The organism is Polaromonas sp. P1_F1 (assembly GCF_056405795.1).
This window is the reverse complement of sequence record NZ_JBFUBJ010000007.1, coordinates 12,306-33,906: the sequence shown is the minus strand read 5'-3', so window position 1 is coordinate 33,906 and position 21,601 is coordinate 12,306. Positions and strand designations below refer to the sequence as shown.

The 21,601-nt window shown below is 63.7% G+C and carries 22 protein-coding genes; 16 read left to right on the top strand and 6 right to left on the bottom strand.

Annotated elements, in window-relative coordinates; translation table 11 throughout:
- Window positions 1–37: 37 nt before the first annotated feature.
- The 6 genes from AC1DZE_RS17960 (at window position 38) to AC1DZE_RS17935 (ending at window position 6,169) form a co-directional block, all read left to right on the top strand.
- The gene (locus AC1DZE_RS17960) at window positions 38–1,897 is read left to right on the top strand and encodes a feruloyl-CoA synthase (protein ID WP_477672014.1); all 1,860 of its coding nucleotides are present in this window, start codon (window positions 38–40) and stop codon (window positions 1,895–1,897) included.
- Between the two features lie 34 nt (window positions 1,898–1,931).
- Entirely contained in the window at window positions 1,932–3,191 is a 1,260-nt protein-coding gene (locus tag AC1DZE_RS17955) for a thiolase family protein (protein WP_477672013.1), read from the top strand.
- Window positions 3,192–3,268: 77 nt separating this feature from the next.
- A complete protein-coding gene (locus AC1DZE_RS17950) occupies window positions 3,269–4,054 on the top strand; it encodes an SDR family NAD(P)-dependent oxidoreductase (protein WP_477672012.1) in 786 nt (261 codons plus the stop codon).
- 5 nt (window positions 4,055–4,059) lie between these two features.
- Entirely contained in the window at window positions 4,060–4,479 is a 420-nt protein-coding gene (locus tag AC1DZE_RS17945; RefSeq protein WP_477670245.1) for an acyl-CoA thioesterase, read from the top strand.
- Window positions 4,480–4,573: 94 nt separating this feature from the next.
- Complete coding sequence (locus AC1DZE_RS17940) at window positions 4,574–5,566, top strand: Bug family tripartite tricarboxylate transporter substrate binding protein (RefSeq protein ID WP_477670244.1); 993 nt, start codon at window positions 4,574–4,576, stop codon at window positions 5,564–5,566.
- Window positions 5,567–5,710: 144 nt separating this feature from the next.
- On the top strand, window positions 5,711–6,169 hold the full coding sequence (locus AC1DZE_RS17935; RefSeq protein WP_457281691.1) for a MarR family winged helix-turn-helix transcriptional regulator: 459 nt from the start codon (window positions 5,711–5,713) through the stop codon (window positions 6,167–6,169).
- A 60-nt stretch (window positions 6,170–6,229) separates the two neighbouring features.
- Here AC1DZE_RS17935 and AC1DZE_RS17930 read toward each other — a convergent pair whose 3' ends face one another.
- Window positions 6,230–7,963 carry a GMC family oxidoreductase gene (locus AC1DZE_RS17930; protein WP_477672011.1) on the bottom strand — a complete coding sequence of 578 codons (1,734 nt, stop codon included), beginning with the start codon at window positions 7,961–7,963 and terminating at the stop codon, window positions 6,230–6,232.
- A gap of 362 nt (window positions 7,964–8,325) precedes the next feature.
- Here AC1DZE_RS17930 and AC1DZE_RS17925 point away from each other — a divergent pair, with 362 nt between their 5' ends.
- From AC1DZE_RS17925 to creD, 6 genes are all read left to right on the top strand, one after another.
- A complete protein-coding gene (locus AC1DZE_RS17925; protein WP_477672010.1) occupies window positions 8,326–9,456 on the top strand; it encodes an MlaE family ABC transporter permease in 1,131 nt (376 codons plus the stop codon).
- Window positions 9,453–10,241 carry an ABC transporter ATP-binding protein gene (locus AC1DZE_RS17920; protein WP_477672009.1) on the top strand — a complete coding sequence of 263 codons (789 nt, stop codon included), beginning with the start codon at window positions 9,453–9,455 and terminating at the stop codon, window positions 10,239–10,241. The genes AC1DZE_RS17925 and AC1DZE_RS17920 overlap by 4 nt, the downstream gene beginning before the upstream one ends.
- A 34-nt stretch (window positions 10,242–10,275) precedes the next feature.
- Window positions 10,276–11,208, top strand: a complete 933-nt coding sequence (locus AC1DZE_RS17915; RefSeq protein WP_477700386.1) for an MlaD family protein — start codon at window positions 10,276–10,278, stop codon at window positions 11,206–11,208.
- Complete coding sequence (locus tag AC1DZE_RS17910; protein ID WP_477674202.1) at window positions 11,205–11,918, top strand: ABC-type transport auxiliary lipoprotein family protein; 714 nt, start codon at window positions 11,205–11,207, stop codon at window positions 11,916–11,918. The genes AC1DZE_RS17915 and AC1DZE_RS17910 overlap by 4 nt, the downstream gene beginning before the upstream one ends.
- A gap of 13 nt (window positions 11,919–11,931) precedes the next feature.
- Window positions 11,932–12,492: a Crp/Fnr family transcriptional regulator gene (locus tag AC1DZE_RS17905; RefSeq protein ID WP_477647965.1), complete on the top strand. Its 561-nt coding sequence runs from the start codon at window positions 11,932–11,934 to the stop codon at window positions 12,490–12,492.
- Window positions 12,493–12,809: 317 nt separating this feature from the next.
- Entirely contained in the window at window positions 12,810–14,186 is a 1,377-nt protein-coding gene (creD, locus tag AC1DZE_RS17900) for a cell envelope integrity protein CreD (RefSeq protein ID WP_477700385.1), read from the top strand.
- A gap of 14 nt (window positions 14,187–14,200) precedes the next feature.
- On the opposite strand, the gene creC is transcribed toward creD, so the two are convergent.
- From creC to AC1DZE_RS17880, 4 genes are all read right to left on the bottom strand, one after another.
- Window positions 14,201–15,598: a two-component system sensor histidine kinase CreC gene (gene creC / locus AC1DZE_RS17895; protein WP_477670237.1), complete on the bottom strand. Its 1,398-nt coding sequence runs from the start codon at window positions 15,596–15,598 to the stop codon at window positions 14,201–14,203.
- Between the two features lies 1 nt (window position 15,599).
- The gene (gene creB, locus AC1DZE_RS17890; RefSeq protein WP_477670236.1) at window positions 15,600–16,301 is read right to left on the bottom strand and encodes a two-component system response regulator CreB; all 702 of its coding nucleotides are present in this window, start codon (window positions 16,299–16,301) and stop codon (window positions 15,600–15,602) included.
- The gene (locus tag AC1DZE_RS17885; RefSeq protein WP_457281681.1) at window positions 16,301–16,933 is read right to left on the bottom strand and encodes a MarC family protein; all 633 of its coding nucleotides are present in this window, start codon (window positions 16,931–16,933) and stop codon (window positions 16,301–16,303) included. The genes creB and AC1DZE_RS17885 overlap by 1 nt, the downstream gene beginning before the upstream one ends.
- Before the next feature lie 151 nt (window positions 16,934–17,084).
- Window positions 17,085–17,831: an SDR family oxidoreductase gene (locus tag AC1DZE_RS17880; protein WP_477670235.1), complete on the bottom strand. Its 747-nt coding sequence runs from the start codon at window positions 17,829–17,831 to the stop codon at window positions 17,085–17,087.
- A 94-nt stretch (window positions 17,832–17,925) separates the two neighbouring features.
- Here AC1DZE_RS17880 and AC1DZE_RS17875 point away from each other — a divergent pair, with 94 nt between their 5' ends.
- From AC1DZE_RS17875 to AC1DZE_RS17860, 4 genes are all read left to right on the top strand, one after another.
- Window positions 17,926–18,534 (top strand): DsbA family protein, encoded by a 609-nt coding sequence (locus AC1DZE_RS17875; RefSeq protein WP_477670234.1) that lies wholly within the window; start codon window positions 17,926–17,928, stop codon window positions 18,532–18,534.
- A 71-nt stretch (window positions 18,535–18,605) separates the two neighbouring features.
- On the top strand, window positions 18,606–19,295 hold the full coding sequence (locus AC1DZE_RS17870; RefSeq protein WP_477670233.1) for a dienelactone hydrolase family protein: 690 nt from the start codon (window positions 18,606–18,608) through the stop codon (window positions 19,293–19,295).
- Window positions 19,296–19,363: 68 nt separating this feature from the next.
- Window positions 19,364–20,212: an amidohydrolase family protein gene (locus tag AC1DZE_RS17865; RefSeq protein WP_477700416.1), complete on the top strand. Its 849-nt coding sequence runs from the start codon at window positions 19,364–19,366 to the stop codon at window positions 20,210–20,212.
- Window positions 20,213–20,344: 132 nt separating this feature from the next.
- On the top strand, window positions 20,345–21,007 hold the full coding sequence (locus tag AC1DZE_RS17860) for a glutathione S-transferase family protein (RefSeq protein WP_477670232.1): 663 nt from the start codon (window positions 20,345–20,347) through the stop codon (window positions 21,005–21,007).
- Between the two features lie 4 nt (window positions 21,008–21,011).
- Here the strand turns inward: AC1DZE_RS17860 and AC1DZE_RS17855 are convergent, their stop codons facing one another.
- Window positions 21,012–21,572: a DUF1003 domain-containing protein gene (locus AC1DZE_RS17855; RefSeq protein ID WP_477670231.1), complete on the bottom strand. Its 561-nt coding sequence runs from the start codon at window positions 21,570–21,572 to the stop codon at window positions 21,012–21,014.
- Window positions 21,573–21,601 lie beyond the last annotated feature (29 nt).

The window sequence follows — 21,601 nt, the reverse complement described above, 5'->3', positions numbered from 1 at the left end:
GAAAAAAGACAGAAGACAAGAGACAGAAGAGACAACCATGAGTGCCCCGAAATTTCGTCCCATGGCCTTTGGCGTGACCCGTGTGGTTTTGCGCGACGGCGTACCCGGTGTGCGCTATCTGCGCGCAGACCAGGCCCTGCAAGCCTTCCCGACCCGTATCACTGACCGCCTGCAGCATTGGGCGCAGACGGTCCCGGGCCGCAGCTTCATGGCGCGGCGCGAAAAGCTGGCTGATGGCAAGACCGGCGACTGGCGGCACATCACTTATGCCGAAGCTTGGGTCTCGGCCCGCAACATCGCACAGGGGCTGGTCGACCGGGGCCTGAGCGCCGAACGCCCGGTGGTCATCCTGTCGGAAAACGACCTGGAGCATGCGTTGCTGGCGCTGGGTTGCATGCTGGCCGGCGTGCCCTTTGTACCGACGTCTCCGCCCTACAGTCTGGTCAGCCAGGACTACGACAAGCTGCGCCACGTGCTCAAGACCGTGACGCCGGGTCTGGTGTTTGCCGCCGACGGCGCCCGCTACGCCAGGGCCATCAGCGCAGCCATTGGCAACGACGTCGAGGTGGTGCTGGCTACCGGGCAGGTCGAAGGGCGCGCCACCACGGCGTTTGCCGAACTGGCTGCAACGCCGGCCACGGAGGCCGTAGACCGCGCCATGCAGGCCACAGGGCCGGACACGATCGTGAAATTCCTGTTCACCAGCGGCTCCACCAAGATGCCCAAGGCGGTCATCAATACCCAGCGCATGTGGTGTGCCAACCAGCAGCAAATGGCGCAATCGATGCCCGTGCTGCAGGACGAGCCGCCGGTGCTGGTCGACTGGCTACCCTGGAACCACACCTTCGGCGGCAACCACAATTTCGGCATGGTGGTGTTCCATGGCGGAACGCTCTACATCGACGACGGCAAACCGACCCCGGCGCTGATGCACGAAACCCTGCGCAACCTGCGCGAGATTGCCCCCACGGTGTACTTCAACGTGCCTACCGGCTTTGAGGCCATCGCCAGCGCCATGAAAACGGACGCAGAGCTGCGGCGCAACCTGCTGTCGCGCGTGAAGATGTTTTTTTATGCCGGCGCTGCGCTGGCCCAACCCGTGTGGGACAGCCTGTACGAGTCCGAAGAAAAAGAAGTGGGCGAGCGCATTGTCATGGCGACCGGCCTGGGCATGACCGAGTCCGCGCCGTTTGCCATTTTTGTGACCAACCCCAACGTGAAAGCCGGCGACCTCGGCGTGCCCGCGCCCGGCATCGAGCTCAAGCTGGTGGACACCGACGGCAAGACCGAGGTGCGCTACAAGGGCCCCAACATCACGCCCGGCTACTGGCGCGCACCGCAGGAGACGGCAGCAGCCTTTGACGAAGAAGGCTTTTTTTGTACCGGCGACGCCGTCAAATGGATTGATGAGGGCAACATTCACCTCGGGCTCAAGTTCGACGGGCGCATCGCCGAAGACTTCAAGCTGGCCACGGGCACCTTTGTCAGTGTGGGCCCGTTGCGTGCAAAGATCGTCGCTGCGGGAGCGCCTTACGTGCAGGACGTGGTACTCACGGGCATCAACCTCAAGGAAGTGGGCGCACTGGTTTTCCCGACACCTGCGGTGCGCACGCTGGCCGGACTGCCGCCCGACGCGCCGCTGCGCCAGGCCGTTGAAAGCCCGCAGGTGGTAGCGCACTTTCAGGAGATGATGAACAAGCTCGCAGAGGGCGCGACCGGCAGCGCCAGCTGCATCCGGCGCCTGCACCTGATGCATGAGCCGCCCTCATTCGACAAGGGTGAAGTCACCGACAAAGGCTCCATCAACCAGCGCGCCGTGCTGACGCACCGTGAAGCTTTGGTGGTAGCCCTGCACGATGACACGGCGCACCCCATCGTCAAACCCGCTGCACCCTGAAACTCAAGCCCCAACACATACACGCACAAACACCATGCCATCCAAAGGATTTTTCTCCGCTTTCGAAGACGTCTGGATGCTCGACGGCATTCGCACGCCCATGGTCGACTACTGCGGCGCCATCGGCCATATATCGCCCACCGACCTCGGCATCAAGGCGGCACGCGCCGTGCTCCAGCGCTCCGGTGTCAGTGGCAGCGATGTCGATTCGGTGCTTGCCGGCAACATGGCTCCCGGTGATTTTGAGCAGTTCATGCTGCCGCGCCATATCGGGCTTTACGCAGGAGTGCCTGTGGAGGTGCCGGCCATCATGGTGCAGCGCATCTGCGGCACCGGCTTCGAATTGTTCCGCCAGGCCGGCGAGCAGATCCAGAGCGGTGCCGCCAGCGTGGCGCTGGTCGTCGGCGCCGAGAGCATGACGCGCAACCCGATCGCCGCCTTCGAACACCGCACCGGTTTCAAGCTGGGTGCACCCGTCGGCTTCAAGGACTTCATGTGGGAGGCCCTGAAAGACTCCGCCGCAGGCATCGACATGATCCAGACCGCGGAAAACCTTGCGAAGAAATACGGCATCACGCGGGAAGCCGTCGATGAATTTGCCTCCAGCTCGTTTGCCAAAGCCGTGGCGGCCCGCGAGGCAGGTTTTCACGCGGGGGAAATTGTGCCGGTGGTCACGGAAGAATTTGAACTCCCAGGTTACGCCACGCGCGGCATACGCCTGCAGGGCAAAACCGCGGAAGTCGCACAGGACACCCACGCACGCTTGTCTCCTGTCGAGGTGCTGGCCAAACTCCGGGTGGTTCACGCCGGCGGGGTGCAGACCGGCGGCAACAGTGCAGCGCTGGTGGATGCGGCAGCGGCAGCCGTGGTGGCCTCGGGCGAGTACGTGAAGGCGCATGGAAAAAAACCGCTGGCACGTGTCGTGGCTGCCGCGGTGGTGGGGGTGCCGCCCGAAATCATGGGCATAGGTCCCGCGCCAGCGATTCGCCTGCTGCTGGCGCGCTGCGGCCTGACGCTGGACCAGATCGGCCGCTTCGAGATCAACGAAGCCCAAGGCGCGCAAACGCTGGCGGTGGCGCGTGAACTGAACCTCGATCTGAGCAAGCTCAATGTCAATGGTGGTGCCATCGCGATGGGTCACCCGCTGGCGGTCACCGGTGTCCGCCTGACGGTCACCGTCGCGCGTGAAATGCAACGCGCGGGCCTGCGTTACGGCATTGCATCCGCATGCGTGGGCGGCGGGCAGGGCATTGCCCTGTTGCTTGAAAACCCCGAAGGGGCCGAAATTTCTTGAGCAAATGGTGGCTGCAGTGCACAGCAGACAAGCGCAAGCAGCTATAAAAACAATAGCAACCGATCTGGAGAGAAGGCATGAAGATTGAAGGACTTGCGGCGCTGGTGACGGGAGGCGGCTCAGGGCTGGGTGAAGCCACTGCCCGTGAGCTGGCACGCCTGGGCGCCAGGGTTGCCGTGCTGGATGTGAATCTCGCCGGAGCAGAAAAAGTCGCGGCCGACATTTGCGCCACGCACGGGAGCGGCACCGCAGTGGCGTGCCAGTGCGACATCACCGACAGCGCCAGCCTGGCGGCCGCGCTGGAAAAAGCCGCAGCTGCGCATGGCCCGGCCCGCATCCTGATGAACGTTGCCGGCATTGGCTCGGCCAGGCGCGTGGTGGGCAAAGACGGCAGCCCTGCGCCGCTCGAAGACTTTGCCAAAGTCGTCACCATCAACCTGGTGGGCACCTACAACGCGAGCCGCCTGTTTGCGGCCGCCTGCGCCAAACTGCCCGCGCTGGAAGATAGCCAGCGCGGCGTCATGATGTTCACGGCCTCGGTGGCGGCCTTTGACGGCCAGGTGGGCCAGCAGGCTTACAGTGCCTCCAAGGGCGGCCTGGTCGGCATGACACTGCCGATGGCGCGCGACCTGGCGCAGCACGGCATCCGCGTCTGCACGGTGGCGCCGGGCCTGTTCGCAACGCCGCTGATGCAGCAATTGCCCGAGGCGGTGCAGGCTTCGCTGGCCGCCAGCATTCCTTTTCCGCAGCGCCTGGGCAAGCCCGAGGAGTTTGCCCAGCTGGCCGCGCACATCGTGGCCAACGACCATCTCAACGGCGAAGTCATCCGGCTGGATGGCGCATTGCGCATGGCGCCAAGGTGAACAGCATGAGCAAGACCGTTGTTTACGAAGTTTCCGTTGCGTTTGGCGACTGCGATCCAGCGGGGATCGTGTTTTTCCCCAATTTCTCGCGGTGGATGGACGCCTCGTCGCTGAACTTTTTTGTCAAGTGCGGCGTGCCAACCTGGCGTGAGCTTGTCAAGACCACCGGCATCATCGGAACGCCGCTGCTCGAGATCAATACGCGGTTCACCCAGCCCGCCGTCTATGGCGAGACGCTGCAGATTCACACAAGTATTGAGGAGTGGCGCGACAAGGTATTCATCCAGAAGCATGTGATCAAACGTGGTGACGACCTGATTTGCGAAGGCCGTGAAACCCGGGCCTTCTGCATTCGCCGTCCGGAGAATCCTGAGCGCATCAAGGCCATTGCCGTGCCGCAAGACATTCGGGCCCTGTGCAGCTAGACGCTTCGCGTTCCGCTTTGTTTTCGTCTTTCAGTTTTTGATTTCGGTTTTGTTTTTTCGACCCGTTGGACATCATTAAAAAAGGAGACATTTCATGCAAACACGCCGTCATTTTGTGCAGGCAGCCGCAACGCTCACCGCAGCCGCCGGCTTCGCCCCGTTCTCTGCCCATGCGAGCCCGCTGGAGCAGGTCAAGATCATTTACGGATTCCCCGCCGGCAGTGCGGGCGACATCTGCGCGCGCCGTGTCGGCGACAGGATGGGCGGCACCGCCTATTCCAAAAACAACGCCATCGTGGACACCAAGGCCGGCGCCGGCGGCCGCATCGCGCTGGAGACGCTGAAGATGGCACCCACGGACGGCTCCGTCATTGCCATGACGCCGTTTTCCTGCATGTCGCTGTATCCCCACATCTACAAAAAGCTGGCCTATGACCCGTTCGCGGATTTTGTATCCGTGGGCACCGCGTCCATGATTCACCATGGGCTGGCTGTGGGGCCGCTGGTGCCCGCTTCCGTGAAGACCGTCCAGGACTTCCTGGTATGGGCCAGGGCCAATCCGAAGGATGCGAGTTATGGCTCGCCCGCTGCGGGATCAACCCCCCACTTTTTGGGCGCCTTGCTGGGCCTGAACAACCAGGTGGAACTCAAACATGTGCCTTACCGCGGTTCCGTGCCCGGCGTGACCGATGTGGTGGGCGGCCAGCTTGCGGCCATGTTCACGCCGCATGGCGACTTCATCCCCAATCACAAGGCCGGCAAGCTGCGCATCCTGGCAACGTCCGGGAAGCAACGCTCACCCTTTGTGCCGGAAGTACCGACCTTCGCCGAGCAGGGCTTTGCCGACCTGACCGTGGAGGAGTGGTTCGGTTTTTGTGCCCCCGCCAAAACGCCGGCCAGTGTGGTCGCCGCCGCCAACGCCGCCATCAACGCCGCCATCAAGGACAAATCCGTCATCGACTCGCTGACGGTGGTGGGCCTGATTCCCTACGGCGGCACGGCGGAGGACATGGCGACCAGCCAGAAGCGCGAACTCGACCGCTGGGGCCCGCTGATCAAGAAAATCGGCTTTACCGCCGAGTCCTGATCAGAACGCGGTGCCGATGACTGATGCCGGGCGCCCTGAGGCACCCGATCATGGATCGGCACCGCTTGGCATAATCGGGGCTGGACTGGCCGCATGCCGTGCGGCGGTCCGTATTGCCCGATGACGAAAGCTTCCTGACCACCTATGCCAGCGTCCCTCAAACCAGCGCCCGCTGTCGAAGAAGTCGATACCTCCTACCTTGAAACACTGATTGGCTACAACGCCACGCGTGCTTCGCTCAAGGTCATTGAACTGTTCATGAAACGCATGGCGGTGTATGACCTGCGACACGTGGATTTTTCCATCCTGTCGCTGATCACGCACAACCCGGGCATCACCTCGCGCCAGCTGTGCAGTGCGCTGAGCATCTTGCCGCCCAACCTGGTCGGGAAAATCGGCACGCTGGAAAAGCGCGAGCTCGTTCACCGCAAGCCGCACCCGCAGGACGGCCGCGCTGTGGGCCTGTATCTCACCGAGGCAGGCGAGGCGCTGATGCGGGAGGCTGAGCGCACCGCCACCAGCCTCGAATCAGATGCCACCGAGCGGCTGAGCGCGGCGGAAAAAAAGACGCTGGTGCGTCTTCTCCAAAAAATCTATCTTTGATCTGTTTCGAAGGGGCGGTTCAGCCGGAGGCTTGCGGGCAGCTTGGGCACGGCGTTGCCTTCAAATGCCGGCCTGAATCCATTCGGCGGCCTTCTCCGCAATCATGAGCGTGGGTGAGTTGGTGTTGCCGCTGGTGATCAGCGGCATCACACCGGCATCCACCACGCGCAGGCCGCGAACCCCGCGCACCCGAAGGTGCGAGTCCACTACCGCCATGGGGTCGTCTTCCTTGCCCATTTTGGTGGTGCCCACCGGGTGGAAGATGGTGGTGGCAATGTCGCCCGCCAGCCGCGTGAGTTCTTCGTCCGTCTGGAACTGCACGCCGGGTTTGAATTCTTCGGGCTTGTATTTGGCCAGCGCGCCCTGGCTGACGATCTTTCGGGTCACGCGCAGGGAGTCGGCTGCCACCTGCCGGTCTTCGGCCGTGCTCAGGTAGTTGGGTGAAATCGCCGGTGCATCCTCAAAGCGGTTGCTCTTGATGTGCACGGTGCCGCGGCTGGTCGGGTTGAGGTTGCATACGCTGGCGGTGAAAGCGTTGAAGCTGTGCAGCGGCTCGCCGAAAGCGTCCAGCGACAGCGGCTGCACATGGTATTCGATGTTGGGGTAGGGCTGGTCGGGCGATGAGCGAGTGAAGGCGCCCAGTTGCGACGGCGCCATGCTCATCGGGCCGGTCTGCTTCAACGCGTACTCCAGGCCGATGCGGGCCTTGCCCCATAACGTGTTGGCCATGGTGTTGAGCGAAAGCCCCCAGCGCTGGTCGCCGTGCACCTTGTAGACCGAGCGGATCTGCAAGTGGTCCTGCAGGTTGGCGCCCACGCCCGGCAGGTCCTGCAGCACCGGAATGCCGTGCTGTTGCAGCAGGGTGGCCGGGCCAATGCCTGAAAGCTGCAGGATTTGCGGCGAGCCGATGCTGCCTGCGCACAGGATGACTTCGCCCATATGCCCCGAGTCGCGTGTTGAATGCGCCGTCACCCGCTCGTCGCCGGCCCACACTTCCACGCCGGTGCAGCGCTGGCTGCCGTCGGCCTGCGGCGCAATCACCAGCTTGCACACCTGGGCGTTGTTCCACAATTCGAAATTGGGCCGGGCATAGCAGGCCGGCCGCAAAAATGCTTTGGCGGTGTTCCAGCGCCAGCCTTTTTTCTGGTTGACCTCAAAGTAGCCCACGCCTTCGTTGTCGCCGCGGTTGAAGTCGGAAGTTGCCGGGATGCCGGCCTGCTGCGCCGCTTCGGCGAACGCATCGAGGACGTCCCAGCGCAGGCGCTGTTTCTCGACACGCCATTCGCCGCCCGAATTGTGGTGACGCAGCAGCTTCTGGTAGGGCTGGCTTTTGTCCTGCATCAGCTCGGGTGCCACGCCGCGCGCGCCGTGCATCGCGTCGGCGCCCTTGTGGTGGTCTTCGTGCAGTTTGAAATGCGGCAACGCGTTGTCCCATCGCCAGGCCATGTCGCCCGTCAGCTGGGCCCACTGGTCGTAGTCGCGTGCCTGGCCGCGCATGTAGATCATGCCGTTGATGCTGGAGCAGCCGCCCAGCGTCTTGCCGCGCGGATAACGCAGTGCCCGCCCGTTGAGGCCGGCGTCCGGCTCGGTGTTGTAGAGCCAGTCGGTGCGCGGGTTGCCGATGCAGTGCAGATAGCCCACCGGGATGTGGATCCAGTGGTAGTCGTCCTTGCGGCCGGCCTCAATGAGCAGCACGCGTTTGGATGCGTCGGCGCTCAGGCGGTTGGCCATCAGGCAACCCGCGGTGCCGGCGCCGACGATGATGTAGTCAAAAACCTGGCTGTCGTCTTGCATGGATGTTTTGTCTCTTGGCTTTCAGCCGTGTGTTTTTGAGGGGCCGGGTGGCTGTGCTGCTTTGGCAGTGTTCTTGCGCCGCCATTCCCATCCTGCCATCCCAGCCTAACGCGAGGCTGACCGCGCGGCAGTGGTTCGATTGTGGCAAAAACGGCGCTATCCCTGCGGCGGGGATTACCCGCTGGCCTTTCCTTCCGGCACGGGGTCCCGGCGGGTTGTAGGACCAAGGCGATAGCGCGTTTTTGGGGCTGTGTATTTGTGTCTCCTGCAGTTACCATGACTGTTTTGCAATTCGGGCGCCGCCCGCCATTGCAGACTGCCGGCAAGCGCCGGGCACCACCGGACGCCTTTACCGAATGCACATGGAAGAATCCACGCCCCGCATCGAACAGCAGGACACGCCGCAAGGCCGGATGTTTGTCGTTCGCGGTGCCTGGACAGCCGCCGACCTCACCGCACAGGAAGTCTGGCAAGGTTTGACGGCGCAACTGCAAGCCCTGCAGGATGGTGCAGCCCAATCCGCCGGCTGGAATCTGGAGCCGCTCGAAAAGCTTGACCACCTGGGTGCGCAGGTGCTGTGGAACCATTGGGGGCGCGACTGGCCTGCGCAACTGCAGGTGCACGCGAGCCAGCGCGCGGTGCTGGAAACCGTCGCCAAATTCAGTGCGGATCCGCCCAAACCCCGCAAGCCTGACTGGACCGGGCCCTTCATCCTGCTGGGTACACGGGTGCTGCGTCTGGTCGACCACCTCAAAGGCCTGGTGCGCCTGATCGGCCAGCTGCTGCTCGACATCATCCGGCTTTTCAGGCACCCGCAGGAAGGCCCCTGGCGCGACCTGTCGGGCCACCTGTTTCATATCGGCGCCACCGCCTTGCCCATCACCGCACTGGTGGGGTTTTTGATTGGCGTGGTGCTGGCTTACCTGATTTCGCAGCAGCTGCGCCAGTTCGGCGCCGACGCCTTCATCGTGAACATTCTGGGCATCTCGCTGATCCGCGAACTCGGGCCGGTGCTGGCCGCCATCCTGATCGCCGGGCGCAGCGGTTCGGCCATCACTGCGCAGATCGGTGTCATGCGGGTCACTGAAGAGCTCGACGCCATGCGCGTCATGGGCATCGCGCGGGGCTTTCGCCTGGTCATGCCGCGCGCGCTGGCGCTGGCCGTGGTGATGCCGCTCATCAGCGTCTGGACCACCATCGCGGCGTTGCTGGGCGGCATGCTGGCCGCCGACATTTCCATGGACGTCACACCGTCCTATTTCATCAATTCGCTGCCAGCCGCGGTGGAGGTGGCCAATCTCACGCTGGCCACGGCCAAATCCGTCGTGTTCGGTGTGCTCATTGCGCTGGTCGGCTGTCACTACGGCTTGCGCGTCAAGCCCAACACCGAAAGCCTGGGGCAGGGGACCACGGCGTCGGTGGTCACATCCATCACTGTGGTGATTCTTGTTGATGCGCTCTTTGCGGTTCTCTTTAAAAGCGTGGGTATATGAGCGAACCCATCGTCGACATCAAAAAACTCTGGACCGTGTTCCTGAACGGCGACAAGAAGGCCGTGGTGCACAAGGACCTGGACCTCACGGTGGAGCGGGGCGAGGTGTTGTCGCTGGTGGGCGGCTCGGGCACCGGCAAAACGGTGCTGCTGCGCCAGATACTGGGGCTGGAAAAACCCACCCAGGGCGAGATCACTGTGCTGGGCCGGCCGGCCGCCGAACTCGGCAAGCGGGGAGCGGCCAGTCGTGTCGGCATGCTGTTCCAGCAGGGTGCGCTGTTTTCGGCCTTCACCGTGCTTGAGAACATCGCCTTCCCGTTGCGTGAGCTCAAGACCCTGCCGCGCGCACTGGTCTATGAGGCGGCCATGGTCAAGCTGCAAATGGTGGGCCTGAGTCCCGACGCAGCCGACAAGATGCCGAGCGATCTGTCGGGCGGCATGGTCAAGCGCGTGGCCTTGGCGCGCGCCCTCATCATGGACCCGCCGTTACTACTGCTCGACGAGCCCACTGCGGGCCTGGACCCGGAAAGCTCCGACAGCTTCGTCTCGCTGCTGCGCTCGCTGCACCGCGACATGGAGCTCACGGTGGTGATGGTGACGCACGACTTGGACACGCTCTTTGAGCTCAGCACGCGGATTGCCGTGCTGGCCGAGCAGAAGGTCATCGTCAACGACGTGCCCAAGGAGGTGGTGGCTTTCCCCCATCCCTTTATCCACGAATTTTTCCTCGGAGAAAGAGGGCAACGCGCCATGGAACTGCTGCGCGAATACCCCTTCACCGTATGAGCACACATCCTCAATTTGAAGAGAGGTCTTGACTATGGAAAACAAAGCCCATGCCATGGCCGCCGGCGCATTTGTACTGGTGGTGACCGCCCTGCTGGCCCTGCTGGCGATCTGGCTGACGCGCGACAACACCCAGCGCGACCTTTACGACATGAGTACCAGCGAAACTGTTTCGGGCCTGCAGCCGCAGGCCACGGTGCGGTTTCGCGGTGTGCCGGTCGGCAAGGTCGAGGTCATCGGGTTTGACACCAAGGTCAAAGGCAATGTGCTGATCCGTGTCTCGATCGACCGCACCGCGCCGGTCACCAAATCCACTTTTGCCACGGTGGCATCACAAGGTGTCACGGGGCTGGGTTTCATCCAGCTCGACGACGATGGAAAGTCCGCCGAGCGGCTGGTGGTGAACGACGACGACCCGCCGCGCATTCCGCTCAAACCAGGTGGGCTGGACAAGCTGCTCAAGCAAAGCGAAGTGATCTTCAACCAGGTCGAAGAAGCCAGCACGCGTTTGAACAAACTGCTGTCCGACGAGAACCAGGCGGCAGTGACTTCCGCCATCACGCAACTCGGTGAGGCGGCCGGCAGCATCAACCGCGTGGCCAAAGGGCTTGAGCCTACGGTAGCGAGCCTGCCGGGCCTGTCGCGCGACGCGACGGCGACGCTGAAATCCGTCAGGACGGCTGCCGACGACGTCAGTGCGACCGCCACGCGCCTGAGTGAAAAGGGCGGGCCGCTCGACAAACTGTCCGAGGGCGGCGCCGCGCTGGCCTCGGGGGTGGAGACCTTCAGCGCCGGCACGCTGCCCAAGCTGGGTGAAGTGGCCGACGAAACGGCCCGCACCATGCGCCAGTTGCGCCGCACGGTCAACGCGGTAGACGACAACCCGCAGTCGCTGATTTTCGGCAACGGCCCGCCGGTACCCGGTCCGGGCGAGCCCGGTTTTTCTGCCAACGGAGAGAAAAAATGACATTCGATTTTCTCAAGACCATTTCGTCTGCTATGAATTCAGTAGCTGCTTACGCCCGCCCATCAAAGGCCTTGGCCATTTTTTCCTCGATAGTCATGGCGCTCGCGGTCAGCGGCTGCTCGGGCCTGCCCGACAAGCCCACGCGCGCCACCATGTATGACTTCGGCCCCGGCCTCCTGGCTGTTCAGCCCAGCACGCGGCAGGCGCCGTTGCCGCCGCTGGCGCTTGACGACATCTCCACCTCTGGCGGCGCGCTCGACAACATGGCGGTGCTGTACCGCCTGGCGTATACCGACGCGCAGCAGCTGCGGCCGTACTCGCAGGCGCGCTGGAGCATGCCGCCCGCACAACTGGTGCGCCAGCGCCTGCGCGAACAGCTTGGCCAGCGCCGCGCCGTGTTCAGCGCCGGTTCCAGCGTGGCACTCAACCGCAGCCAGAACGCAGTGCTGCCGCTGCTGCTGCGCCTGGACCTTGAAGAGTTCAGCCACCTGTTCACGGCGCCCAACGTCAGCGTGGGCCTGATTCGCCTGCGCGCCACGCTGGTCGAGGTGACGCCCGCGGGTGAAAAGCTGGTCGGCCAGCGCAATGTCATCGTGCAGCGCCCGGCGCCCAGCAACGACGCTCCCGGCGGCGTCCGGGCCCTCACGGCAGCCACCGACGCTGCCATCGAGGAGCTGGACCAATGGCTGCAGCAAACACCCGCGCGCTAAAACGCCTTGCGCCATGAAAACGCTGGAAGAACAACTGGATGCCGCCGGGCTGCATGTATTCGGCTGCTGCGAGCAGCTGAGCGCTTACGGACCCGACCTGCTGCAGAACTCGCAGCTGCTGCAGGACTTCACGCCTGCCGAAGCCGACATCCTAGGCGCGTCCATGCTGCTGGTTCGCGCCGAACCGGGGCAGGTGATGATCCGCGAAGGCGAAGCCGGCGACTGGATGATGCTGATCCTCAAGGGCACGGTCGATGTGACCAAACGGCTTGAATCAGCGGCCGAAGCGGCGCAGGCCGAAGCCGGCGCGGAACCGGTCGTCTCGCGCGTGGCCGTGGTGCGCAGCGGTGCGGCGATAGGCGACATGTCCATGCTCGACAGCGAGCCGCGCTATGCCACCTGCACCGCCATCGAATCTGTCGAGGCCGGCGTCTGGGGGCGCCATGAAATTGCCTTGCTGATTCGCGACCACCCCGGCGTGGGCGCCAAGCTGCTGGTCAAGATCACGCAGATGATGGCCCAGCGCCTGCGCAACACCAGCAACCAGCTGGTGAAACTCCTCAGGAAGAAATAGAACCACCCCCGTCCGGGCTCACTTCGTGTAGCCCGTTCCCCCCTCGAGGGGGCGGCGCCTGGGGCCGGCGAAGTCGGACCCTCGGCCCCCACTGGTGGAATATTCCCACTGAATACGCCCGGAATCTTCAACCCAGCATGAGCCGCGGAACCGGCTTTGCCGGGCCGCAGGCGAGCGGCCCCCTCGGGGGGCAAGGAGTTACACGAAGTGAACGACTGTGGGGGCTTCACACAGACTTCACACACGCGGCCCGCAGCTCATCCTGGCCTCACACAGGGTTTGCACACTTCCCTTCGTTGTTCAAACGAAAGGAAGTCATGAAACAAAAACTCTTCGCGCTGGCCCTGGTGGTGGTTTTGCTGGTCCTCGCGCTGTTCCAGATCAGCGGCGTGGTGCACGACCGCCAGACCTACCGGCAGATCGCCATCCAGAGCGTGGCGCAGAGCCTGGCCGGCCCGCAGACGCTCACTGGCCCGCTGATCCACCGGGCCTGCACCGAGGAGTGGGACGTCAAGTACGAGGACAAGAAAGTACAAACCGAGCGGCGCGAGTTCACACTGGTGGCCGCGCCGGCTTCGCTGACCGTCAAGGGCGGCAGCAGACTCGAGGCGCGCGCCCGCGGCCTGCATGCGACGCAGGCCTTTAATCTCAAGGCCGACATCGTGGCCGAATGGACTGACACCGAAGCGCTCAAGCCCGTGGCCGAACACGCCGGCTCACGCATGAACTGCGGCCAGCCGCTGTTGATGATGGCGGTGTCCGACTCGCGCGGCATCCGCCATGCCAGCGTCAAGATCGGCGAGCAGGTGCTGGCGCTCAAGCCCGGTACCTTCTATGGCAGCTACCCGCGCGGCGTGCATGCGCCGTTACCCATGGCCATGGTGGGAGCGGCGCCGCTGCAGGCGAAACTGGAACTTGAACTCGTGGGCACCGAAAGTATTTCGGTGGTGCCGTTAGGTGGCGACACCCGGGTGCAGCTCACGTCGAACTGGCCGCACCCGAGTTTTGGCGGGCAGTTTCTCCCGGTGGACCGCAAAGTGACGGACCAGGGTTTTGAAGCCAGCTGGCGCGTCAGCTCGCTGGCCAGCACTGCGCAGCAGGAGGTGGCGCAGCCCGACCCGGGCAAGCGCAAGAGCGTTTGCCTGCCCTACAGCGATGGCTCGGCCACCAACTCCTGCGTGGAGGCCTTCAGCGTGACCTTTGTCGACCCTTCCAATACCTACGCGCTCAGCGACCGGGCTACCAAATACGGTCTGCTGTTTATCGGCCTGACTTTTTTGGCCGTGGGGCTGTTCGAGTTCATGAAGTCACTGCGCGTGCACCCGATCCAGTACCTGCTGGTGGGTGCGGCCATGAGCATGTTTTTCCTGTTGCTTGTGAGCCTTTCGGAGCACATGCCCTTTGAAACTGCTTATGCGATTGCCGCCGCCGCCTGTGTGCTTCTGCTGACGTATTACGCCAGCCACATGCTGGGCCGCTGGTCGCGCGGCCTGCCGTTTGGCCTGGGCATCGCCACGCTGTACGGCATGCTGTTTGTGCTGCTGCGGATGGAGCAAACAGCCTTGCTGCTGGGTGCAGTGGCCTTGTTCGCCGTGCTCGCGGCCATCATGATGCTGACGCGGCAGGTAGATTGGTACGCACGGTTCAAACAGGCTGAACCGGTCAAACCTGAACCGGCAAAGGTGGCCGCGTGATGCGCGCGCCGCGGTTAGAAATGCAGCTCGACCCGCAACCCGGGCTGCGTGTTGCGCACCACCATGCGCCCGCCGTGCAGCAGCATGATCTGCCGCACGATGGCCAGCCCCAGGCCCGAGCCTTTGGTGTGTCCGTCGGGCCGCACGGTCGAGAAAAAGCGCTCGCCCAGGCGGGGCAGGGCGTAGTCCGCCACGCCGGGCCCGGCATCTTGCACGGCGATGAAGTCTGGCCCCGCTTCCAGGGTGATCGCCGAGCCCTCGGGTGCGAACGAGCGCGCGTTTTCCAGCAGGTTGCTCAGCGCCAGGCCCAGCAAGCCGGGCTCCGCATGCACGCCGGCATGTTCCGGACGGATTACGACTTTGATCGCATGCTGGGTCCGGCCGGCGCCGGTCTCCAGCTCAAAAGACTGGAGGAAGCCGGCCCACGCAAGGCGCTCGCGCTCTACCTCTGTATGGCGCTGCTCCAGCTTCGTCAGCTCGAGCATGCGGTCCACCAGCGCCTGCATGCGGCCGGACTGGGCCAGTACCTGCCCGGAAAACTCGCGGCGCGCGTGTTCGGGAAGCTCGTCCTGCAAGAGCTCGCCTGCGCTGCGGATCGCGGCGAGCGGGCTCTTGAGCTCATGGGTCAGGGCGCGCACGTAATCTTCTATGTACTCGTGGCCCTCCAGCTTCAGGCGCATGGCATCGACTGCCATGGCCAGATCGCCAAGCTCGCCCGGTATCTGCGGAACCGCGGGTTTCTCGCCCTGGCCGACGGCGTTGGCATAGCGGCGCAGCTTGCGAATGCTCCACACCACCCACAGCGTCACGGCCACACCGATGGCCAGCGACAACACCAGCAACAGCAGGCCGCTTAGGAAAATCTTCCGTTCGGCCCGGTCAATGAAGGCCTGGATGGTGGCCATCGGCTTGGCGACGGTCAGCACGCCGATGATTTTGCCGTCCTGCTGCACCGGCGCGGCGACGTACATTACGGAGCTGCGGTCGTCCTGCTGCACTTCACGGGTGGCGCGCGCGCCGTACTCGCCGCGCAGCGTGCGGGCCACATCGCGCCAGCGCGAATAATCCTGGCCGGTCGCCACGTTCTCCGAGTCAAACACCACCTTGCCGGCGGCGTCGGTCACGTACACCCGGAAGTCCAGCGATTGCTTGGCCAGGCCCCAGATCTGCGCGTCAATCGGCCGCTGCGCGTAGTTGCGCACATGGCCGGCGAAGCGCCCGTTGGCGATGGCGCCGGCCGACAGGTCGTCGCTGGCCAGTTCGGCGAGGATGTTGGCGGTGTCCACCATCATGTCTTCCATGACCTCCCGCACGCTGGGCTTGACCTCTGCCATGAAGACACGCAGCACAAAAAAAGCAGCAAGGCCCGTGACCAGAAAAAAACCGAACAGCAGCCGTATGCCCAGGCGCATGTCAGCTGCCTTTGGTGCGATTGATATCCAGGGAGTAACCCATGCCACGGTGTGTGACGATGTAGTCATGCTCCGGCGCTGCTTCCTGCAGCTTCGCACGCAGGGTTTTGATGTGGGTGTCTACGGTGCGGTCTGTGCTGTCCGAATCCGTGCCCCAGACCGCAGTGAGCAACTCATCACGCGAACGGATGCGTTCGCGGTGACGCAGCAGCTCGGCCAACAGGCCGAATTCGCGGCGCGTCAGGTTGAGTGGAAGGCCATGCAGGTTTGCGCGTTGGCCCGCGGTGTCAATCACGAAAGGACTGGCGCCAGCCGGCGCCGCTGCAGGGGCAGGCATGCGCGCGCGCCTGAGCAGGCTGCGCACGCGCGCCAGCAACTCGCGCGGACTGAAGGGTTTGCTCACATAGTCGTCGGCGCCCAGTTCCAGCCCGAGCACACGGTCGATCTCCTCGCCCTGCGCGCTCAGCATCAGCACCGGCAGGCTGCCGGCGGCGCGCAGTTCGCGGCACAGATCGAAACCGCTGCCATCGGGCAAGCCGACATCCAGGATCACGGCGTCGGGCAGCTGCAGCGCAAGCTGGCGGCGCGCATCGCCCAGCAGCAGGCTGTGTGTCACGGTGAGGCCGTCGCGCTCCAGTGTGTAGATGATGGACCGGGCAATCGCCGGGTCGTCTTCAACAAGAAGAATGCGCGCGCCGGCCATCAGCTTCTCAGGATAGGGAAGAGTTTTCCTAGACCACCGGCCATCACCTCGACCGCCAACGCGGCCAGGATCAGACCCATCAAACGTGTCATGACGTTGATACCGGTTTTTCCCAGCACGCGGGCAATCGGCTCGGCCAGCGAAAAGCTGATGGCAGTCACCAGCGCAATCACCACACCGTAGCCGACCAGCGCGGCAACCTGCAAGGCCGTCTGGGCCTTCTCTGCGTAAATCACCACGGTCGACATGGTGGCCGGGCCGGTCAGCAGCGGAATGGTGAGCGGCACCACCGCGATGCTGGCGCCGCGCGCAGCCTTCTCGGCGCCGTCTTCCATTTCATTGGTCAGGGGTTTGGCTTCGGCCGGTTGCGCATTCAGCATGTTCATCGAGCTGATCAGCAGCAGCATGCCGCCGCCGACCTGGAAGCTCGCCAGCGAGATACTGAAGAAGTCGAGGATCTGCAGGCCCAACAGCGCGCTGATGGCGATAACGACAAAAGCCGAAAAGGCTGCAACCAGGATGGTGCGGCGGCGCTGCTCGTCGGAGAAGCCCTGCGTGTAGTGGATAAAAAACGGCACGATGGCCAGCGGGTTGACGATGGCCAGCAGCGTGACAAGCGGTTTGAAATCCATCGTTTTTCCTTAGAGGCAATTCAAGTGGCAAGCCCAAAAGCGGGCTAGCCAGCACATTCCAGCCGGGGCCGCGGAACCGGCTTCGCCGGGCCGCAGGCGCAGCGCCCCCTCGGGGGGCAGCGCATTACGCGAAGCGAAAAGCGTGGGGGCACTACCTCCCTCCGGCGACGTCGAGCAGTGCACCTGTTGTATAGCTCGCATTGTCGCCGAGCAGCCAGACAATCGACTCCGCCACTTCGCCAGCGGTACCCGGCCGCTGCATCGGCACCAGCGGCGCCAGTTCACGGGCCCGGTCGGGCAAGCCGCCCGAAGCGTGAATGTCGGTGTCGATGATGCCCGGGCGCACGCCGTTCACACGAATGCCTTCGGTGGCCACTTCCTTGGCCAGCCCGACCGTGAAGGTGTCGATGGCGCCCTTGGCGGCTGCGTAGTCCACATACTGGCCGGGCCCGCCCAGCCGCGCTGCGGCGCTCGAGACGTTGACGATGGCGCCGCCCGCACCGCCGTAGCGCGTGCTCATGCGTTTGACGGCTTCGCGTGCGCAGAGGAACGAGCCGAACACATTGATCTCGAACATGCGCCGCACCCTTTCCAGCGTCATGGCGTCAACGCGGCTGGTGCGGTCCACCACGCCGGCATTGTTGACGAGGCCGTCCAGCCGGCCGAGCTTGGCATCCACTTTTTCAAACATGGCCAGCACCTGCGCCTCGTCGGCCACGTCGGCCTGAACCGTGATGCCCTGGCCGCCGCCCTGGCGGATCTGCCGCACCACTTCGTCGGCTGCCAGCGAGTTGCTGGTGTAGTTGACGGCCACCGCCCAACCCTGGCGCGCCGCGAGCAGGGCGCATGCGGCGCCTATGCCGCGCGAGCCGCCTGTGATCAAAACAACTTTTGACAAACCGGACCTCCTGCAGAAAATGGCAATCCCGGGTAAAAACGGGGATTGCATCGGGTCAATGTACTTGAACAGGCCCCCAAAACCGGAGACGATCATGAGCACCGTTGTGGATTATTACTTTACGCCGCAAAGCCCATGGACTTATCTGGGCCACGAACGCTTTGCGCAGATCGCCCGCGCAGCGGGCGCTACCGTGAATGTGCTGCCTATCGATCTGGGCGGCAAGGTGTTTCCCATCTCGGGCGGGTTGCCGCTGGGGCAGCGTGCGCCGCAGCGCCAGGCCTACCGCCTGCTGGAATTGCAGCGCTACTCAGACTACCTGCATGCGCCGCTGAACCTCAAGCCCAAATATTTCCCGGTGTCGGGTGATGAGGCCTCGCGCCTTATCATCGCCGTGGACCTGCATGACGGCAGCGAAGCCGCGATGAAAATCGGCGGCGCGATCTTCAGCGCCGTGTGGGTGCGCGAGCGCCACATCGCCGACGAAAAAGTGCTGGCCGAACTGCTCGCCGAATGCGGCTTGCCGGCCGGGCGGCTGGAGCAATCCTTCAGCCAGGCAGTGCAGGAGCGCTACGAAGCCAATACCCAGCAGGCGATCGACGCCGGCGTGTTCGGTGCGCCCAGTTATGTCATCGACGGCGAACTGTTCTGGGGGCAGGACCGGCTCGATTTCGTGGAGCGAAAGCTTAAGGCCGGGGCATAAACCGCTGGCCGTTTCCCCTCCAGTTTCCCTTCATCCACACCGATCAACCAATTCAACGGAGCATCCATCTCATGGGCCAATTCACCAACCTCACCGCCGCCGACGGCTTCGTCGTGCCGGCTTATGTGGCGAAACCGGAAGGCAAGCCGCGCGGCGGCATCGTTGTTGTGCAGGAAATTTTCGGCGTCAACTCGCACATCCGCGGCGTGACGGACCGCTTTGCGGCGGAAGGCTACCTGGCAGTGGCGCCCGCCACGTTCGAGCGTGTCAAGCCTGGCGTCGACATGGGTTACAGCGAGGCGGACATGAAGATCGGCTTCGAGCTGAAAACCGCTGTCAGCGCGCTGCCGGGCGCCGGTGTGCTGCAAGACATCCAGGCGGCGATTGACCACGCGGCCAGGGCCGGTGGCGGCAAGGTCGGCATCATCGGGTTTTGCTGGGGCGGTCTCTTGACCTGGCGTGCGGCCTGCCTGCTCAAGGGCTTGTCCGCAGCCGTTCCCTACTACGGCGGCGGCATCACGGCCGAGGAGGAAATCGCGCGCCAGCCGAAATGTCCGGTCATGGCCCATTTCGGTGACCAGGACCACTGGATCCCGATGGAAGGCGTTGAAGCCTTCCGCAAGGCGCACCCGGAAGTCGAGGTGCATGTGTACCAGGCCAACCACGGCTTCAACTGCGACCAGCGCGGCTCCTACAACGAAGCGGCGGCGAAGCTGGCACGCGAACGTTCGCTGGCGTTCCTTGCCGCCAAACTGGCCTGACCGTGCGCCCTGTCTCCGGATTCAAGCCTTTTCGGGTTGCAGCCCTTTGCGGATGTGCGCGAGCAGCTATTATTTTGATAGCGTTTTCGGCGACTGCCCGAGCGGCCGACTACGCCGGTCCGTTGTTTGACACGCACCTGCATTACAACGAAGAGGCCTGGAACGGAAACAGCGGTCCACACTCGCCAGCTGATGTTCTTGCGCGCATGAAGCGCAACGGCGTCAAAGCCATCGTCGCCAACTCCCGGCCCAACGACGGCACGAAGTCGCTGGCTGCCATGCCGGAAACGCGCAAGGCCGGCGTTACCGTGGTCCCGTTTATCCGCCTGTACCGTAACCGCGCTGACTATGACAACTGGTTTCGCGACGAATCCATTTACGAAATGGTGGAAGCCGAGTTTGCGCGTGGCGTCACGGGCGACCAGGCGGGGCCTTACAAGGGCATCGGTGAATTTCATTTGTACGACAGCGCCAATGCCAGCGGACCCGTGGCCAAAAAGCTCATACAGTTCGCTGCGAAGAACAAGCTGGCCGTGCTCTCGCACGTAGACGACACGGCGATCGACTTGTTGATGGCCCACGCACCGGATGCGCGGCTCATCTGGGCGCACACCGGCATAGGCGGCGCACCGGTGGCACGTGTTGATGCGCTGCTGGGCAAATACCCGCAGTTGATGGGTGAGCTGTCCTATCGCCCCGGCCTGACCTGCGAAGGCGGAAAGCTGTGTGCGGAGTGGCGCACGCTGCTGCTCAAGTACCCAGGCCGCTTCATGATCGGTTCCGACACCTGGGTCAACCAGCGCTGGTTGTATTACGACGAACTCATGAAGGGCTACCGCACCTGGCTGGGCGATTTGCCAGCCGATGTGGCCCGCAAGATCGCCTGGAGCAATGCGGCCGGTATCTTCGGTCTGTAAAACCCACCCCCGTCCAGGCTCACTGCGTGTAGCCTGTTCCCCCTCGAGGGGGCGGCGCCTGCGGTCTGGCAAAGCCAGTCCCGCGGCACCTTGCTTGCAGATGCGGGGAGAAGCGTGGGGCACAATATTCAGATGTACTTTCTGCACTTCTCTCCCAGTTCCGCCGCCATGGCGCCCCACATCCTGCTCCAGGAACTGGGCGTGCCGTTCGAAAAAGTCCTCGTCGACACCAGCACCGGCGCGCACCGGTCGGAGGCTTACCGCAAGCTCAACCCCAATGGCCTGATCCCGACGCTGGTCGACGGTGACCTGGTGCTGTATGAAACCGCCGCGATCTGCCTGCACCTGTGCGATACGCATCCCGAGGCCGGTCTGGCCCCAGCCGTCGGCACCACCGAACGCGCGCATTTCTACAAATGGTTGATCTGGTTGACCAACACCATGCAGTCGGCGCTGATCATTTATTTCTACACCGACCGCTGGATGAACCCTGGCAACGACCCCGGCGTAGCCGAGTTGAAGTCGCACGCCGAAGCCAAAGTCGGCCTGATGCTGGACCAGCTGGACGCGGAGCTGGCAAGGCTGGAGAAAATCCATGACCAACCCTGGCTGTTGGGTGCGGCGTATTCGGCCGTGGATATCTATGCGCTGACGCTGTGCCGCTGGACGCGCAACTTTGCGTCGTCGCCGGCACGCAACCGGCCCCACCTCGGCCCCTACCTGCAGCGTGCGCTGGCGCGGCCTGCCGTGATCAAAGCCTTCCACGCCGAAGGGCTGGCCCAGCCTTGGGTCTGAGTCTCTAAGCTTTCGCCGCAGATGGGTTGTCGCGCTGCGCCTGCTCGATCTGGGCGACCAGCTTTTCGGGGTCGGTGTTTTCCTTGAGGATGGGAATGTCCGGGTCGCCCTCGATGTTGGCGCCTACCTTTTTGGCGATGCGCTCCAGGATCTGGATCATCTTGGTGTTTTCCTGCTCGGTCAGCAGGTTGATCTGCAGGTCAAGCTGGTTGCGCCGGTCACTGATGCGCAATTCATAGTTCTGGCTGATCAGGATAAAAGACGAGAGGAAGATGGCTTCCAGTGACACCATCAATGTGAGGAAGGTGAAGGGGTAGGGGTCGAAATGCGCCAGCCCCGGCCATGAATTGAAGCTGATCCAGAACGCAAACGCAGCCACGTGCATCCAGACAAAAGGCATGGAGCCGCAAAAGCCGGCGACAAAGGCGGCGATGCGGTCAGCCCGGCTGCGGTTGGCCAGTGCCGTTTCTTCCACGCGCCGCATGGCTTCGACATTTTCGCGCGTCAGGTCATCGGCGCAGGTTGTATGGCCGTTCAGCGCCTTCTTGCCGGCTTGATTGCTCATGGGACATCCTTTTCGGGGTGCTGCTACCC

Bases quoted from the DNA above. Each gene is read 5' to 3' on its own strand.
- AC1DZE_RS17960 (WP_477672014.1), top strand. From the start codon at position 38: ATGAGTGCCCCGAAATTTCGTCCCATGGCCTTTGGCGTGACCCGTGTG.
- AC1DZE_RS17955 (WP_477672013.1), top strand. From the start codon at position 1,932: ATGCCATCCAAAGGATTTTTCTCCGCTTTCGAAGACGTCTGGATGCTC.
- AC1DZE_RS17950 (WP_477672012.1), top strand. From the start codon at position 3,269: ATGAAGATTGAAGGACTTGCGGCGCTGGTGACGGGAGGCGGCTCAGGG.
- AC1DZE_RS17945 (WP_477670245.1), top strand. From the start codon at position 4,060: ATGAGCAAGACCGTTGTTTACGAAGTTTCCGTTGCGTTTGGCGACTGC.
- AC1DZE_RS17940 (WP_477670244.1), top strand. From the start codon at position 4,574: ATGCAAACACGCCGTCATTTTGTGCAGGCAGCCGCAACGCTCACCGCA.
- AC1DZE_RS17935 (WP_457281691.1), top strand. From the start codon at position 5,711: ATGCCAGCGTCCCTCAAACCAGCGCCCGCTGTCGAAGAAGTCGATACC.
- AC1DZE_RS17930 (WP_477672011.1), bottom strand. From the start codon at position 7,963: ATGCAAGACGACAGCCAGGTTTTTGACTACATCATCGTCGGCGCCGGC.
- AC1DZE_RS17925 (WP_477672010.1), top strand. From the start codon at position 8,326: ATGGAAGAATCCACGCCCCGCATCGAACAGCAGGACACGCCGCAAGGC.
- AC1DZE_RS17920 (WP_477672009.1), top strand. From the start codon at position 9,453: ATGAGCGAACCCATCGTCGACATCAAAAAACTCTGGACCGTGTTCCTG.
- AC1DZE_RS17915 (WP_477700386.1), top strand. From the start codon at position 10,276: ATGGAAAACAAAGCCCATGCCATGGCCGCCGGCGCATTTGTACTGGTG.
- AC1DZE_RS17910 (WP_477674202.1), top strand. From the start codon at position 11,205: ATGACATTCGATTTTCTCAAGACCATTTCGTCTGCTATGAATTCAGTA.
- AC1DZE_RS17905 (WP_477647965.1), top strand. From the start codon at position 11,932: ATGAAAACGCTGGAAGAACAACTGGATGCCGCCGGGCTGCATGTATTC.
- creD (WP_477700385.1), top strand. From the start codon at position 12,810: ATGAAACAAAAACTCTTCGCGCTGGCCCTGGTGGTGGTTTTGCTGGTC.
- creC (WP_477670237.1), bottom strand. From the start codon at position 15,598: ATGCGCCTGGGCATACGGCTGCTGTTCGGTTTTTTTCTGGTCACGGGC.
- creB (WP_477670236.1), bottom strand. From the start codon at position 16,301: ATGGCCGGCGCGCGCATTCTTCTTGTTGAAGACGACCCGGCGATTGCC.
- AC1DZE_RS17885 (WP_457281681.1), bottom strand. From the start codon at position 16,933: ATGGATTTCAAACCGCTTGTCACGCTGCTGGCCATCGTCAACCCGCTG.
- AC1DZE_RS17875 (WP_477670234.1), top strand. From the start codon at position 17,926: ATGAGCACCGTTGTGGATTATTACTTTACGCCGCAAAGCCCATGGACT.
- AC1DZE_RS17870 (WP_477670233.1), top strand. From the start codon at position 18,606: ATGGGCCAATTCACCAACCTCACCGCCGCCGACGGCTTCGTCGTGCCG.
- AC1DZE_RS17860 (WP_477670232.1), top strand. From the start codon at position 20,345: ATGTACTTTCTGCACTTCTCTCCCAGTTCCGCCGCCATGGCGCCCCAC.
- AC1DZE_RS17855 (WP_477670231.1), bottom strand. From the start codon at position 21,572: ATGAGCAATCAAGCCGGCAAGAAGGCGCTGAACGGCCATACAACCTGC.